12 protein-coding genes and 1 tRNA gene are annotated in these 14,393 nt (G+C 41.3%); all 13 read right to left on the bottom strand.

Going from position 1 to position 14,393, the window contains the following annotated elements; genetic code table 11:
* Nucleotides 1-205 precede the first annotated feature (205 nt).
* Nucleotides 206-991 carry an ABC transporter permease gene (locus tag ACERDH_RS03895; RefSeq protein WP_386680013.1) on the bottom strand — a complete coding sequence of 262 codons (786 nt, stop codon included), beginning with the start codon at nucleotides 989-991 and terminating at the stop codon, nucleotides 206-208.
* A gap of 1 nt (nucleotide 992) precedes the next feature.
* Nucleotides 993-1,811: an ABC transporter permease gene (locus tag ACERDH_RS03890; protein ID WP_386680010.1), complete on the bottom strand. Its 819-nt coding sequence runs from the start codon at nucleotides 1,809-1,811 to the stop codon at nucleotides 993-995.
* A 1-nt stretch (nucleotide 1,812) separates the two neighbouring features.
* Nucleotides 1,813-2,805, bottom strand: coding sequence for an ABC transporter ATP-binding protein (locus ACERDH_RS03885; protein WP_386680007.1), 993 nt, complete (start codon nucleotides 2,803-2,805; stop codon nucleotides 1,813-1,815).
* 283 nt (nucleotides 2,806-3,088) lie between these two features.
* Nucleotides 3,089-3,970: a class II fructose-bisphosphate aldolase gene (locus ACERDH_RS03880; RefSeq protein WP_020903157.1), complete on the bottom strand. Its 882-nt coding sequence runs from the start codon at nucleotides 3,968-3,970 to the stop codon at nucleotides 3,089-3,091.
* Nucleotides 3,971-4,116: 146 nt separating this feature from the next.
* Nucleotides 4,117-5,439 (bottom strand): sensor histidine kinase VncS, encoded by a 1,323-nt coding sequence (gene vncS, locus ACERDH_RS03875; protein ID WP_386680004.1) that lies wholly within the window; start codon nucleotides 5,437-5,439, stop codon nucleotides 4,117-4,119.
* The gene (vncR, locus tag ACERDH_RS03870) at nucleotides 5,436-6,092 is read right to left on the bottom strand and encodes a response regulator transcription factor VncR (RefSeq protein WP_386680001.1); all 657 of its coding nucleotides are present in this window, start codon (nucleotides 6,090-6,092) and stop codon (nucleotides 5,436-5,438) included. Before vncR ends, vncS begins: the two co-directional genes overlap by 4 nt.
* A gap of 159 nt (nucleotides 6,093-6,251) precedes the next feature.
* Nucleotides 6,252-8,846, bottom strand: a complete 2,595-nt coding sequence (locus tag ACERDH_RS03865; RefSeq protein WP_386679998.1) for a LysM peptidoglycan-binding domain-containing protein — start codon at nucleotides 8,844-8,846, stop codon at nucleotides 6,252-6,254.
* A gap of 356 nt (nucleotides 8,847-9,202) precedes the next feature.
* Complete coding sequence (gene vex3 / locus ACERDH_RS03860) at nucleotides 9,203-10,582, bottom strand: ABC transporter permease subunit Vex3 (protein ID WP_024057460.1); 1,380 nt, start codon at nucleotides 10,580-10,582, stop codon at nucleotides 9,203-9,205.
* Between the two features lie 54 nt (nucleotides 10,583-10,636).
* On the bottom strand, nucleotides 10,637-11,284 hold the full coding sequence (gene vex2 / locus ACERDH_RS03855) for an ABC transporter ATP-binding subunit Vex2 (protein WP_000173751.1): 648 nt from the start codon (nucleotides 11,282-11,284) through the stop codon (nucleotides 10,637-10,639).
* Between the two features lie 12 nt (nucleotides 11,285-11,296).
* On the bottom strand, nucleotides 11,297-12,574 hold the full coding sequence (locus ACERDH_RS03850; protein WP_386679993.1) for an ABC transporter permease: 1,278 nt from the start codon (nucleotides 12,572-12,574) through the stop codon (nucleotides 11,297-11,299).
* Nucleotides 12,575-12,710: 136 nt separating this feature from the next.
* Nucleotides 12,711-12,796: transfer RNA gene (locus ACERDH_RS03845), tRNA-Leu, on the bottom strand.
* A gap of 80 nt (nucleotides 12,797-12,876) precedes the next feature.
* Complete coding sequence (locus ACERDH_RS03840; RefSeq protein WP_070526965.1) at nucleotides 12,877-13,452, bottom strand: cysteine hydrolase family protein; 576 nt, start codon at nucleotides 13,450-13,452, stop codon at nucleotides 12,877-12,879.
* Nucleotides 13,452-14,240 (bottom strand): GTP-sensing pleiotropic transcriptional regulator CodY, encoded by a 789-nt coding sequence (gene codY / locus ACERDH_RS03835; RefSeq protein WP_000940738.1) that lies wholly within the window; start codon nucleotides 14,238-14,240, stop codon nucleotides 13,452-13,454. Before codY ends, ACERDH_RS03840 begins: the two co-directional genes overlap by 1 nt.
* Between the last annotated feature and the right edge of the window lie 153 nt (nucleotides 14,241-14,393).

The following is a 14,393-nucleotide window of genomic DNA, read 5'->3' as shown; positions in this document are numbered from 1 at the left end:
AAAGAAAAGAAGCCCTAGTGAGCTTCTTCACTTTGCCGATTGCAGGGATTGAAGCTGTGACCTAGGCTTTACGAGTGCCTTGCTCTACCAACTGAGCTAAATCGGCGATTACACTTACAGTATAGCACTCTGAGAATAGATGTCAAGAAATTTCATCTCTATTAGAAAAAGCCTGTCCTGAGACAAGGCTTTGATAGTATTCAATTTAAGAACCCGCACTTTCGTAGGCATCTAAGCCCCTATCCCAAAGTTTAAGGGAAATGACAAAGAAAACAAGGGAAATCAACATCAAACCTCCGATGTTAAAGAACACATCCTTATCCTGCAAGAAATAGCTGGCAGGATAGTAGGCCGTAAAAGCAAAAGGCACGATAAAGCTGATTAACCAACGAAGGAGAGAATTGTAAATCGAAATAGGATACTTAGCAAAGTCATTAAACATATAAAAAATGTAGATCATGGCACCTGACTGCTTGGTCCAAAAAGCGATGCTGGCTGTCGCAATTTTCAAGGAAGTATAAATCAAGGTCGCAAATGGTATGCAGACTAGGAAAAGCAGGAATTTTGGAAGAGTCCAAGCAATGCTAGTCACTGTTGTTCCCAATAGGATACCACCGACCAAGAGTTCTCCCAAAGCATCAATCTGAAAAGTCTCAACTAGAATATGAAAGAGAGGATTGATAGGACGAGTCAGATACTTGTCAAACTCTCCCTTTCTCACCAAGCGTTGTCCCAATGCCCAGAGATTATCAAAAAAGAGATGGTCCAAGCCCTTGGGAATCAATGAAAAACCATAGATAAAGGCAATCTCTTGGAAGGACCAGCCTTCTAGCGAGGGGATGTGTTGAAAGATGACATTGAGAAACAAGAGGTTCAGACCTTGAGTCAGAAAGACTCCCAGGACACCAACTACAAAATCTACCTTGTACTCCATGATTTGCTTGATGTATTGTCTGATAAAAATCAGATGCATGCGTTGATATTTTTTCATACTAACCTCCTTGAATGGTGATAAAGGACTGGACTCGTTTCCAAATCAACTGAGACAAGCCCACCATCACTAAGAGCCAGAAAAACTGCAAAGCGAGCGCCTGAAGAATCTGATTGGCATCGTATTTCCCAACGATAATCATGACCGGAGTGTAAATCAAGGATGAAAAAGGCAGGAAGGACAGAATATCTGAAACAACCTTTGGAAAGAAAGCCAAGGGAATCAAACTTCCAGACATAAAAGCCACTATGGAAGTCTTAAGTAGGTTGGAACCCCAAAGATTTTTAAACACAAAGGCAGAAAATCCAAAGCAGATATTAAAGAAAAAGTTAATCAGGTAGGCTAGGGTTAAGCTAAAAAGATAAAGGACAGTTAATCCCAGCAGTTCTACAATCCCTTGCCCAGATAAGATTTTCATCAAAACAATGACACTTAAAAATGGAAGGCCAACAGAGATAAAAATCAACCACTTGGAGCCAAGCTCTGTAAAAAGGTAAGATGCCGCAAAATGCACTGGTCGCAACAAGCGCATGATAATGGAACCATCCTTGACCTCCTCACCAATCATAAAGGAAGAATCCGACCTGGTCAGAAGATTAGTCACAAAACTCATGATGATGTAGAGGGTGATATCTGCCATACTAAAGCCTTGAATCAAGGACTCTTGCGAGGAATCAAAGACCGCCTTCCAGAGATAGAAAGCGACAAAAGCCCCCATGACATCGCCAATCCGATAGAGAAGAAAGTTGACTCGATAGGTAATCAACTCCTGAACACCTGCATTGATAAAGGGTTTATAACGTCTCCACAATTTGACCATCTTAGAGCTCCTTCCGATAGAAGCGACGGATAATATCCTCAATATCCGTATCCATCATCTTCAAATCACGGACTTCAAAATCAGACAGGGTTTGCTTGATAATGTCAGCTGACTGGTAGCGAGAACTATCGAATTCAATGTTGAGGCTAGTCCCCTGTCTATCAATAATCATATCAGGCAGGCCTTCATAGTGAGAAAGGAGATGACTTTGACCTGGTAGCAGTTCAAAGGAGAGCGTCTTCATCTTGCCAAATGTTTCCTTGAGCTGGCTAACCGTTCCATCAAAAATTTCCTGCCCCTTGTCAATCATAAAAATCCGATCACAGAGTTGCTCAATATCACTCAGGTCGTGAGTGGTCAAAAGAATAGTTGTCTCTTCCTCTTGATTGATTTGGGTGATAGCCCGACGAATATTGTCCTTGACCGAAACGTCCAAACCAATGGTCGGTTCATCTAAAAAGAGAACTTTAGGATTGTGAAGCAAGGAAGCTGCAATGTCCGCCCGCATGCGCTGCCCTAGTGAAAGAGTCCGCACGGGATCCTTGATAAAGTCCTTCAAATCCAAGACTTCATTTAAAAAATCCATGCGCTTGTGGAAGAGCGAATCCGGCACATCGTAAATCTCTTTTAACACCGTGTAGGTCTCTTGCAGAGCCAAATCCCACCATAGCTGGGTACGTTGTCCAAAGACAACTCCAATATCCTTGACATAATCTTGGCGATTGTCTTGCGGAATTTTGCCGTTAATCCGACAAAAACCAGATGTCGGTTTCAAAATTCCTGTCAGCATTTTAATGGTTGTCGACTTCCCAGCACCATTGGCCCCAATAAAGCCTAAAATTTGTCCTTTTGGAACCTCAAAGGTCAAATCCTTGACCGCTTCAAAGGTCTGCTTTTCAGGATGAATAAAGGAGCGCAAAGCCCCCTTTAACCCCGGTTCTTTTACTGTCTTCACAAAATTTTTATGAAGATGTTCCACTTCTATCATTGCCATAAATCTCTCCCTAGCGCAAGGAATAGCAACATTGTGTTTTTGACTACAAACATTCTAAATCCTTACTTTCTACACCTTCTACATTTTATTACTACAGAAGGTTTTATACCAACCTATTATAGTCCAATAAAAACCAGAATGCAAGCGTTTGCCTAAAGTTTATGGAATTGAAAATTTTTCTCTTAAAATAATACTTTTAATCAAAAATTATGGTTTTATTGTTTCCTTAAAACGCCAAAAAACCCACCCAATGGGCAGGTTTTATCTGTATTGTTCAGCTAGATTAAGCTTTACCTTCTGAACCGAATACGTCGATACGTTCTTCAACTGATGCTTGGATAGCTTTTACACCGTCAGCCAAGAATTTACGTGGGTCGAAGAGTTTTTTCTTGTCGTATTCTGCTTCGTTTGCTTCGTAGTCACGAGCAAATTTACGAGTTGCGTTAGCGAATGCGATTTGGCATTCAGTGTTAACGTTAACTTTCGCAACACCAAGTTTGATAGCTGCTTGGATTTGCTCATCAGGAATACCTGATCCACCGTGCAATACGATTGGGAATCCTGGAACAGCTTCAGTCAATTTTTGCAAGTGATCAAGGTGAAGACCTTTCCAGTTTGCTGGGTAAGGACCGTGGATGTTACCGATACCAGCTGCCAAGAAGTCGATACCAGTTTCAACCATTGCTTTAGCGTCTTCGATTGGAGCCAATTCACCATCACCGATGATTCCGTCTTCTTCACCACCGATAGTACCAACTTCAGCTTCCACTGATACACCATTTGCATGAGCAAATTCTACAACTTTACGAGCTTTATCAAGGTTTTCTTCAACTGGAAGGTGTGAACCGTCAAACATAACTGAAGTATAACCAACTCGGATACACTCAAGTGCATCTTCGTAGTGACCGTGGTCAAGGTGGATAGCTACTGGTACAGTGATACCCATTGATTCAACAAGGTTAGCGATCAAGTTGCGAGCAACTTTGTAACCACCCATGTATTTAGCAGCACCCATTGAAGTTTGGATCAAAACTGGAGCTTTTTTAGCTTCTGCTGCGCGCAAGATAGCTTGAGTCCACTCAAGGTTGTTTGTGTTAAATCCACCAACTGCATAACCGTTGTCACGAGCTGCTTGGACAAATTTTTCTGCTGAAACGATTGCCATTTTATCAGGCCTCCTGTATATTTTTATGGGTCATCCCATTTACATTGTTCATTTTATCACTTTTTGACAAAAAAATCTAGTTTTTCCCGCAGTTTCGATTGAATTTCTTCTAGCTTCATCTATGTAAACCCTTTCTCTCCCTAGTCTTAGGCGATTCTTGGAAAAGCTATGAAGAAGGTCAAACGATTCTCCTTCATCTCAAAACGATAAGGTAATTTTTCATGTTCCAATAGACTCTTGACCACAAAGAGCCCCATCCCAGAACCCTTGGCCTTGCGACTAGCATTATCAGAAAAAGACTGAGCCAGTTTTTCTTGTTCTTCAGGACTACAGCTATTCTCGATAAAAAGTTCCCCTTCTCTCTCTCCGATGCGGACCAAGCCGCCTGGAATGGAGTGCTTGATAGCATTGCTGATGAGATTAGACAGGATTAATTTCATCACAGATGGATTTAGATAAGCCTGCTGGTGGTTCAAACTATTGTCAATCTGAAGTTCTCTCTCCTTGGCTAGCAAGACATAATCTTTGACTAGAGTCTGCGTCATCTGGAGGAGATCTATTGTTTTCCTATCATCTCGTAATTCCTGCACAGAAGAGAGGGAAAGTATCTGCAGAACATGGTGATTGAGCTCATCCACAATCCCTAAGGCCACTCCCAGATAGCGGTCTCTATCCTTATAACGACCGACATTTTCTTTCATGTTTTCGATCAGAATTTTCAAACTGGCCAGAGGTGTTTTCAATTCATGAGAAGCCCCTCGCAAAAATTCGACCTTCATCTTTTCCAGCTGGAGAATGGCTTCATTCTTGTCATGCAAGTCCGCAATGACAGTTAAAAGGTGCTGGTAAAGGCTATTGATTTGTTCCTTGAGATCCCCAATCTCATCCTTAGAATCCACGCGCAATCGCACTTGGGCATCCAAATCCATCATCCGACGGGTCACCCGCTTGATTTCCAAAATCGGGGCAACAATGGTCCGAGCATAGATGTAGGCTACCAAGAGGGAAATCAGAAAGGAGGCCAACAAGGTATAGGGCAGAAATTGAAGACTAATCTGCTCTGCTTCCTTTTGCAAATCCATGGAGGCCAGAAACTGGAGAGTCATGCTTCCACCGTCTTGTGTTTTCACCTCGCGCTCCTCAATAAAGAGGGAGGTGGTTTGGCGGTCTGTATCCAAAGGAAGACTGTCCTTAACCTCCAACTTGTCCTCGGTCATCTCTCCCTTGACCGCCCCTTTGATCTCACTAGTCTGGGAATACAAGTCTAAGACTTGCTCGATACTTTGCCTATCCTTTCCTTCTAGGGACTGGGCAATGGCTGTCGCTTTCTGACCAATGGTTTCCTGACGGTGGCTCAGATAAGTCGAGGGAAAGAGAAAATAAATGGCCAAATGAAGACAAATAACCAGAACACTAAAAATCGAGAAGGTGTAGATAAATATCTTTGTAAATAAACCTGTTCGTTTCATTTTCGCTCCAATTTATAACCAACATTGCGCACAGTGAGGATGCAATCCAAGTCTAGCTTTTTCCGTAGTTCCTTGATATAAACATCAATGACACGGTCAAAGGGAACCTCATCTGTCGCTTTCCATACGGCATCGATTATCTGAGATCGAGTCAAGGCTCGTCCTTCGTTTTTCACCAGATAGTCCAAAATTTCCAACTCTTTAGCATTAACAGCCACTTCCTCTCCTGCTAGGCTTGCACTATAGCTCTCAAAGTCCACCTTGGTATCCTTATAAGAGAAGACTCGTCCCGTATCATAATAGCGCTTGAAAATCGCGTCTACCCTCACTTTTAAGAGAGACAGAGAAAAAGGTTTTTCCAGGTAGCCATCTGCGAGCGAAGCAAAGGCACTCATCTTGTATTCCTCATCCTGAAAAGCTGTCAACATCAAGACAGGAACCTGACTAGTTTTACGAATCTCAGCTAGGACTTCTAGGCCATTGAGCTTGGGCATTTGGATATCCAGTAAAACCAAGGCTACTTCATAGCTAGAAAATTGCTCCAAGGCTTCTTGACCGTCTGCTGCCTCAATGGTTTCATAACCGCAATCCGTCAAATAGTCACTGACTCCCTCACGGATCATCTCTTCATCTTCTACAATTAAAATTTTCATACTTTAACTGCTCTCTTTTTTATTTTTCTTAGAATAAATACCTACTCTATTTATTATAATCTCTTATTGGCCTTTTGTCTTTAAGAAACTTGCTACTAGATAAAACAAAGAGAGCCTATCGCTCTCTCTGCTCACATTTCACTCCCTATGGAATGAAAATTATTTAGCTGCTTTTGAAAATGTTACAACGTAGTTATAATCTTTCCCATTAGCTTGATAGACATAGTCCTCTTTGAAAGTATAGCCGCGTTTGCTCAACTCTTCTTTCTTAGCATCAACTTGGCTCTTGACTGCTGCTTTCACCTGTTCAGTTGATAAACCTTCCGCGATTTCAAGAGAAGTTCCATTGATATCTCCTAGGAAACCTGCAATATCTTTCATTTTATCAAAGTTATAAAATACATTTACTTTGACCTTTTGAGGAGCTGGCTGTTCTAGACTTCTACGATTTCTGCTAGCGCGCGGTTGAACTGCTGGAGCCATTCTGAAACCTGAAGTTCCTGTAGCCTCCTTAGTGAATGTGACAACGTAGTTATAATTTTTCACAGTAGTATCTTGTTCAAAAATAATGTCATTTTTCACATGATACCCTCTAGCAGCTAGGTCTTTTATCTTGGCTTGAATTTTTTCTTTTACTAGCTCTTTTGCCTGTGCTTCACTCGTCCCAGCAGGAATTGTCACAGTGTTATCTTCTCCCGGATCAGATAGGAAGCCATGAATATCTGGCATTCCAGCAAAGTTATAGCTAATATTTACAGTTCCATCTGGTTCTGATGTTGAACGTGCCACTCTTCTTGCTCTTGCTTGAACTGATGGAGCATTTCTAAAACTTGAAGTACCTTCTGAAGTTGAAGAAGGCTGTGTTGGAGCTTCACCTGATCCATGTCCTATCGCTGTGCTTCCATTGTCAATAGTAGTACCTTCATTACGACCATTTGTTAAATTATCTTTATTGTAGTTTGGTGCTGGTAATTCTTCACCTGGAACATCAATTTCATCAATTTTACTTTGATACTCATCCGCAACAGCTACAGCAGCATCGTGATCTTTAGCATTATTTATTGCTGCTAATGCTTCTTCTTTTAATTCATTTAATTTTTCTTTTAATTTTGTTTTTTCTGCTTCATCTTTAACTTTTTCAATTTCACTATGTTTTGAAGCTGCAATTTTTTCAATAATTTCTTTTCCATCTTTTTTTGCTTCCTCAAGCTTTTCATCTTTAGGTGCTACTTCTTCAGATGAATTTTCTGCTTTCGGTGTTGTTGCCGATGGTTTGTCCGCTTTTGGTTCAGTAGTTGCTGGTTCGTCTGACTTCGGCGTTGTTGTCGATGGTTCTTCTGACTTCGGTGTTGTTACCACTGGTTCGTCCGCTTTTGTTTCAGTCGCTACTGGTTCGTCTGACTTCGATGTTGTCGATGGTTCTTCTGCTTTTGGCGCTGGAGTCGATGGTTCTTCCACTTTTGGCGTTGTTGCCACTGGCTCTTTTGTTTTTGGCTCAGTTGCTGCTGGTTCTTCTGCTTTTGGTGCTGAAGACGCTGGCTCCTCTACTTTTGGCGCTGGAGTCGATGGTTCTTCTGCTTTTGGCATTGGAGTCGATGGCGCTTCTACTTTCGGTGCCGGAGTCACTGGTACCTCTGCTTTTGGTGCTGGAGTCGATGGCGCTTCTGCTTTCGGTGCTGGAGTCGATGGTGCCTCTGCTTTCGGTGCTGGAGTTGCTGGTGCCTCTGCTTTTGGTGCTGGAGTTGCTGGCTCTTCTGTTTTCGGTGCTGGAGTCGATGGTAACTCTGCTTTTGGTGCTGAAGTCGATGGTCCTTCTGCTTTTGGCATTGGAGACGCTGGTGCCTCTGCTTTCGGTGCTGGAGTCGATGGTTCTTCTGCTTTTGGCATTGGAGTCGATGGCGCTTCTACTTTCGGTGCCGGAGTCACTGGTACCTCTGCTTTTGGCGCTGGCGCTTCAGAACTTGGATTTGAAGCTACAGGTTGATTTGTAGTTCCTATATTTGAAGGGGCCTTGTCTGCTGCTGGACTTGATTCAGTTGAGTTTCCTGACCCATTTGTAGTATATGCAGATGGAGCATTTAAAGTTTCTGACCTTGTTTCTGCTTTTGACGCTACTGGAGCTTCTGTTTCTTCCTTAACTTCTGGGCTTGTCTCTGCTGGTGCTTCTGAGGCAAGTTCTTCACCCGATTCTTCCGCTCTTTCCACTACTGGAGCTGATACAGGCTGATAGACTGGGCTATAGTTCACAGCCATTTTTTCAACTTTCTCAGTGACATCTGTTAATTCAAAAGTAACAGCTTTTGTCTCTTGATCTTTCTTGAGCAAGACTTCGTAAGTGCGAACTTCGCCACTTGCACCACTTTCCTTGATGACAATCTTGTGTTTTGTGACTGTATCTGAAATCGTTTCAGCTTCAGTAAAGTACAATTCATTGTGCGGTAAGAATAAATTCTTGCCTGAAGTTTGATTCATTTCTTGGAGTACATCTACAGGGATATTACTTGCTTCGCTGATAACACTTAATGTGTCCCCCCACTTAATAACATACTTAAATAAATCACCTTCTTTTTGAATATCAGCCTTTACTTCTGCAACTGTTCTGGCTACCCAGACACCATCTTGTTCACTGGCTGACACAGTTGGAGCTAAAAAGCCCAGCCCCAATAAAATCACACCTGTCGCAACAATTGCACCAGTTCTTAATTTTCTAAAGCCACGGAGAGATAATGTTCCTCTAACATTTGTTTGTCTCATAATGTTTATTTTTCCTCACTAATCTATATTTTCCAAAGTAGACCCTTCCTAGGTCTACTAGTCTATGTTTACAATATGGATAGGCTTCTACAGATTTATCTATCTATTTTCAAGATAAGGTTTCTATATATTTTTATGCACAATCCCATATATAAGTTGTGAAATCCCTTTCTAATAAATTCAATAACTTTAGTATATCATATTCAAGTACTAAAGTACAAAGAAAGCAACTGAAAGCAATGATTTTCACCACTGCTTTCGGCTCTATTTTGAATTGTTAAATAGCCATTCTCTATCCACCATTCTTGAATAGAAAAATAAGATGTAGTCTCTATTTTAGACTAATTTTTTCAAATTTATTCGCTATCCAGCAAGAGTTCTTTTGGTTGTTTTCTAAGGAGATTGCTTGAAGCAAGCGCCATAACGAGAACCACTAGAACCAAGGCAAGGACAAAGACGATGATAAAGTCTGATGTCTGAATGGAAATATCTAGGCTCGACAAGGTCTTGCTAAAGCCATCTACTTCTGCACCACCACCAAGGTTGGAGGCTTGAGCAGCCTTGCTGGCTTGCTTGGCAACACCTGAAGTGACATTGGCAAGAACAGTATTTCCGATTGCACGCGCTGTGTAAGTAGCTAAGAAGTAAGCAGAAACAAGAGCAGGGATGGCAATCACGATGGATTCAGTGATGAATTGACCCAAGATACTTGCCTGCTTGAGACCAATAGAGAGGAGAATACCCACTTCCTTGCGACGGGCATTGATCCAAAGGCTGAGTAAGAGGGCAAGGAGAAGAACTGAGAAACTCAAGCTACCCCAGAAGAGGAGATTGGCCATCTTGTACATACCAGAAATGGATTGCTCAAGAGCTGGGTAGTTAGAGGAGCTCTTAACTAAAGTATAGCTCTTCCAGTTGATACCACTGATGCCATTCAACTCTTTCATAACATCATCCAAGTTCTTGTCCGCTGTTACAAAGAAGGTTGCGTCCCCATAAATAGCTGTGTCTTCTGTATAACCATATAGTTTAGCAGCTGTATGGATGTCTGTGATAGCTGTGTTCTCGTATAGTTCTTGTGAGTAGGTTACTGCCGACTTATTGTGACCATCAAAGAGTCCCTTGATTGTCACTTCGACTGTTTCCTTGGCTCCTTTTTCATTGTCTGCATCGTAGATATTGGAGTCTAGTTTGACCTTATCCCCGACTTTCCAGCCGTGTTTGGCTGCCAAGTCCTTGTGCAGGAGGATCTTGTCCTTGTCGTCGTTTGTTAAGTGCTCTCCTTCAACCAATTTATAAGAGCCCGAGACAAACTTGTCTTCTTTAGAGGAGTCATTGACACCTGTAATCATCAAGCTACTTCCAAAATGTTTAGCACGGTCAGGTGTTAGATTTTTCTTGGTATCTGGCGTTTCGATAAGTTCATATCCAGTCAAATCTCCGATAGCGTTGATACGTTTCACATAAGACTCGATGGCCTTGTTTTCAGTGATTTTTTTGATATCTTCACCCTTAATATTCCCAGCACCACGAGGCGTTCCTTGATTAACGCGACGATTGATTTGCATGGAGAAGCTATTGGTGATATTTTTAAAGGTCTCCTGAGAAGCCTTGGCAGTAGCTCCCTTAATCGACAAGCCGACCAAACTTAAGCTCGCCATGAGGAGAATAATCAGGAAGATGACAATCGATTTGAAAAACTTCCTTGTAACATAGGCAAATGCGTTGTGTAACATAGGTTCCCTTTCTAGATTTTGTTCTTTCTTATAATTCTAACAGAAAAGCTCATATTATTTCGTCGTATTGCGAGTTTCAGTCAGTTTCTTATCCTTCAATTCAAGTGTAATATCTGACGCCTGTGCCACTTCTTTACTGTGGGTGACGACGATGACACATTTACCTGTTTTCTGGGCAAGTGATTTGAGCAGTTCGACAATATCTCCAGCAGTTTTAGGGTCTAGATTTCCCGTTGGCTCATCAGCTAGAATAACTGGAGCTTCTGAGACCAAACTACGAGCAATGGCAACACGTTGCTGTTGACCACCTGATAACTGGAGAACATTCCGCTTGATCTGACTTTCATCCAAACCAAGCTCAAGCAGTGTATCCTTGCTTGCCTTTTTATTGACCAAGCGGATATTTTCCAGTGGAGAAAGATAATCTATCAAGTTATAATTTTGAAAGACCAGGGAAATATGATGCATACGATGATAAGAATAACCCTTCTTACGAATGTCCTCTCCTTGGAAAAGGATAGAACCTTCAACAGGACTATCTAGACCAGCAAGGAGGGACAAGAGTGTGGATTTTCCTGCTCCTGACTCACCAATAATACTGTAAAATTTCCCAGGTTCAAAATTATAATTGATCTGATATAGGACTGCTTCAGCAGTGTTCTTATAACGGTAGGTAACATCTTGTAATTGTAATAAAGTCATGATTTCTCCTTCTTAACTAATAGATGATAAAATTTCTTTAGGTGATTTTCTAAATAAGAATAGGAAACAAAGGGTTACAGATAAGCAACTAATCAACAACAGAAAGACATAGGATTCTGCAAAAGATAGGATGCTGGCTGATAAGCCACTTGCTTTAGTTAGCGTGTCTTGTAAGGCTGCCTGATCTCCACTTGCTAGTAGGGTTTGGAGTAGGTAAGATGTGATTGCATTTCCTGCAACAAATGCTGGAAGCAAAGCACCGAGAGACACCAAAACAACCTCTAAACAAAATTGTAGGAAAATCGAGCCCTTGCCTTTTCCAAGTGCAAGTAAAATTCCCACTTCGTAGACCCGTTCTCTCAACCAGAGAGACAAAACCAGAATTAAGGCTCCTGCTCCTGCTATCATAATCCCATAAAGAAAGATGGTCAGGAAGGTTTGGAAGGCTGCAACTGAGTCTTTGATTTGTTCAAAAGCCTTGTTTTCCTTCTCGACTTGGTAGCCGTTATTTTCCAAAGCCAAGCTTTCCACCTGCTTCATGAGTCCGTCCATTTCCTTAGGATTTTCTACATAGAAGCGAGCTGCACTGACTTGAGGTTCACTATTACCCAAAAGGCTTTGGCTACTCTCATAATCTGTAAAGACCTGGTTTTCACTGAAGTCAGAAGACAAGCCTGTGAATTTCTCTTGTTTTTTACCAGAAAAGACTCCAACAATCTCAAACTCCACTGTTTGCCCTTTGCCAGATTCTGACTGTCCAGCATCCAAGCGAATCTTGTCATTAAGCGAAAGACCGTTCTTTTTAGCCAACTCTTCGTGAATCAGGATTTTCTTTGAATCCCCTTTTTGAAGGTGTCGCCCTTCTTTTAGATTGAAAGCCGAGCTGGTAAAGGTGACATCCTTGGATGAATCCTCAAGAGCCATTAAGCTAACCAGGTTCTTGTCCGCAGCTGATAAATCATCACGCTCCACGCTCTGCTCACCACTCACCGCTTCCTTGTCTTTCAGTTTTGCGACCGTCTCGAGTTCAGGAGAAACATTTTCCAGCCCCTTAATCTTGCTTACAGATGCTAGGTCTGACAACTTGAAGGTCTGTCCATTTTCTATCTTTTTAATAGAAAAAGATGTGTTGAGTGATTTGTAAAGATTTGTCTCTACTGTTTGATTGGACTTCATCAGAGTCAAACAGGCTGAAATTCCTGCTAAAAGAACAAATAAAATCAGAAATAAAATAAAACTTCTCAGTCGTTTTCTGCTGACATAAGCCCAAGCTCTTTGGATTGGATTCATTTGTCACCTCCATATTTGTAAGACTATTATAAAATCCAAATATGAAATGTTTATGAAATACAAAAAAGAGCAAAAATTTTTTTGCTCTACTTTAATTAGATGAAAAAAGAGCTAGCCTAAGCTAACTCTTACCCTATGCGGAGAGAGGGACTTGAACCCTCACGACCTAAAGCGGTCACAGGATCCTTAGTCCTGCGCGTCTGCCAATTCCGCCATCCCCGCGTCGATTACTTTACTAGTATATCAACTTTTGGGATGCTTGTCAACACTTTTTTTCAATTTTTTTCATTTCATCAACCAAGTTACTCTGAAATTTCATTTAGATTTTCATCTACTAACTTAGCTCCGAGTGTATTTTTGAAATGACCTAGGGCAAATTGATGATTTTCAGGCCAGATGGAAGCAACAGCTGGTTTAACAATCTCGATGTCATATCCTAGATTATAGGCATCTATAGCTGTATGCAGGACACAGATATCCGTCAAGACACCTGTTAAGATAACGGTAGACACTCTCCGCTCTCTCAAACGGATATCCAGGTCAGTCCCTGAAAAAGCTGAGTAATGGCGTTTATCCATCCAAAAGACACGACTGTCTGAACCATGCTCTTGATAAAAGGTCCCCAAATCTCCGTATAAATTCCGTCCACTAGTCCCAATCAAATTGTGAGGAGGAAACAGCTTGCTTTCTGGATGGAAACAATCGTTTTCTTCATGAGCATCTATTGTAAAGAAGATGTAATCTCCTCGTTCAAAAGCTAATCGAGTTACCTTGCTGATGGCATCTGAAATTGCCTGAGCTGGAGCGCCTGCTGTCAATTTTCCACTATCAGCAACGAAATCTTCTGTATAATCAATCGAAATTAAAGCCTTAGTCATTAGTAATCTCTTTTCTTCACTTCTTCAAAAATATCTGAAATCAAGACCTTAAGATAGGTTCCCTTCATTCCAAGTGAGCGACTTTCAATAATCCCTGCAGACTCAAGTTTACGAAGGGCATTGACAATCACAGAGCGGGTGATTCCGATACGGTCTGCAATCACAGACGCAGTCAACTGTCCTTCATTTCCATTTAATTCCCCTAAAATTGCTGAAACAGCACGGAGTTCGGAGTAAGAAAGGGTATTAACCGCCATGGTAACAGCAGTACGGCGACGAATATTTTTCTCATCTTCTTCACGTTGGAAATTAAGAAGTTGAATCCCAACAACGGTACTCGCAATCTCAACAAGAATCAAGTCCTCGTCTTCGAATTTTTTATCATTGCGCCAAATAATCAAAGAACCAAGGCGAATCCCTGATACATGAATCGGTGCAATAGTCGTCAAACCATCTGGAAAGTCTGCACGACTCTCCACAGGGAAAATACTCAAATCATGATCAACCGTCAGATTGGCTTCTGTATCGTAAATCATGTTCGCACCTTGAATGTAGTCATCTGGGAATATCTTAGTTTGGAAGAATTGCTCTACACGATCTGTATTGGTTTTATAACGCATAAAATAGCCAAGAAGACGTCCCTTGCTATTGACGATGCAGGCGTTACAGTCAATAATGTCTGCCAATTGACGGGTAATCGCATTGTAGGGAAGTTCTTCCTGCAACTGCTCCTCTGAGCGCTTCAGGATAGAAGTAATTTTTCTAGTTTTTTCTAATAAATGTGCCATTTTTCACCTCGAATATAATCGCTATCATTATAACATAAACAGCTTGAATTTTCAATTATTATCTGAAAATTGCTTATTTAATTGCAATTTAAAAAAACAAGAATATTTTTAATTAAATTGCTTCTTTTCTATTGACAAGCTCCCTTTTTTTGT

The sequence above is a fragment of the Streptococcus bovismuti genome, assembly GCF_042436615.2.
GTDB lineage: Bacteria > Bacillota > Bacilli > Lactobacillales > Streptococcaceae > Streptococcus.
This window is presented reverse-complemented; position numbering and strand designations above follow the sequence as displayed.

Excerpts from the sequence above, each read along its gene's own strand:
- ACERDH_RS03890 (WP_386680010.1), bottom strand. The coding sequence starts at position 1,811 with ATGGTCAAATTGTGGAGACGTTATAAACCCTTTATCAATGCAGGTGTT.
- ACERDH_RS03865 (WP_386679998.1), bottom strand. The coding sequence starts at position 8,846 with ATGAGACAAACAAATGTTAGAGGAACATTATCTCTCCGTGGCTTTAGA.
- ACERDH_RS03840 (WP_070526965.1), bottom strand. The coding sequence starts at position 13,452 with ATGACTAAGGCTTTAATTTCGATTGATTATACAGAAGATTTCGTTGCT.
- vncS (WP_386680004.1), bottom strand. The coding sequence starts at position 5,439 with ATGAAACGAACAGGTTTATTTACAAAGATATTTATCTACACCTTCTCG.
- ACERDH_RS03895 (WP_386680013.1), bottom strand. The coding sequence starts at position 991 with ATGAAAAAATATCAACGCATGCATCTGATTTTTATCAGACAATACATC.
- ACERDH_RS03880 (WP_020903157.1), bottom strand. The coding sequence starts at position 3,970 with ATGGCAATCGTTTCAGCAGAAAAATTTGTCCAAGCAGCTCGTGACAAC.
- ACERDH_RS03850 (WP_386679993.1), bottom strand. The coding sequence starts at position 12,574 with ATGAATCCAATCCAAAGAGCTTGGGCTTATGTCAGCAGAAAACGACTG.
- vex2 (WP_000173751.1), bottom strand. The coding sequence starts at position 11,284 with ATGACTTTATTACAATTACAAGATGTTACCTACCGTTATAAGAACACT.
- vncR (WP_386680001.1), bottom strand. The coding sequence starts at position 6,092 with ATGAAAATTTTAATTGTAGAAGATGAAGAGATGATCCGTGAGGGAGTC.
- vex3 (WP_024057460.1), bottom strand. The coding sequence starts at position 10,582 with ATGTTACACAACGCATTTGCCTATGTTACAAGGAAGTTTTTCAAATCG.
- codY (WP_000940738.1), bottom strand. The coding sequence starts at position 14,240 with ATGGCACATTTATTAGAAAAAACTAGAAAAATTACTTCTATCCTGAAG.
- ACERDH_RS03885 (WP_386680007.1), bottom strand. The coding sequence starts at position 2,805 with ATGGCAATGATAGAAGTGGAACATCTTCATAAAAATTTTGTGAAGACA.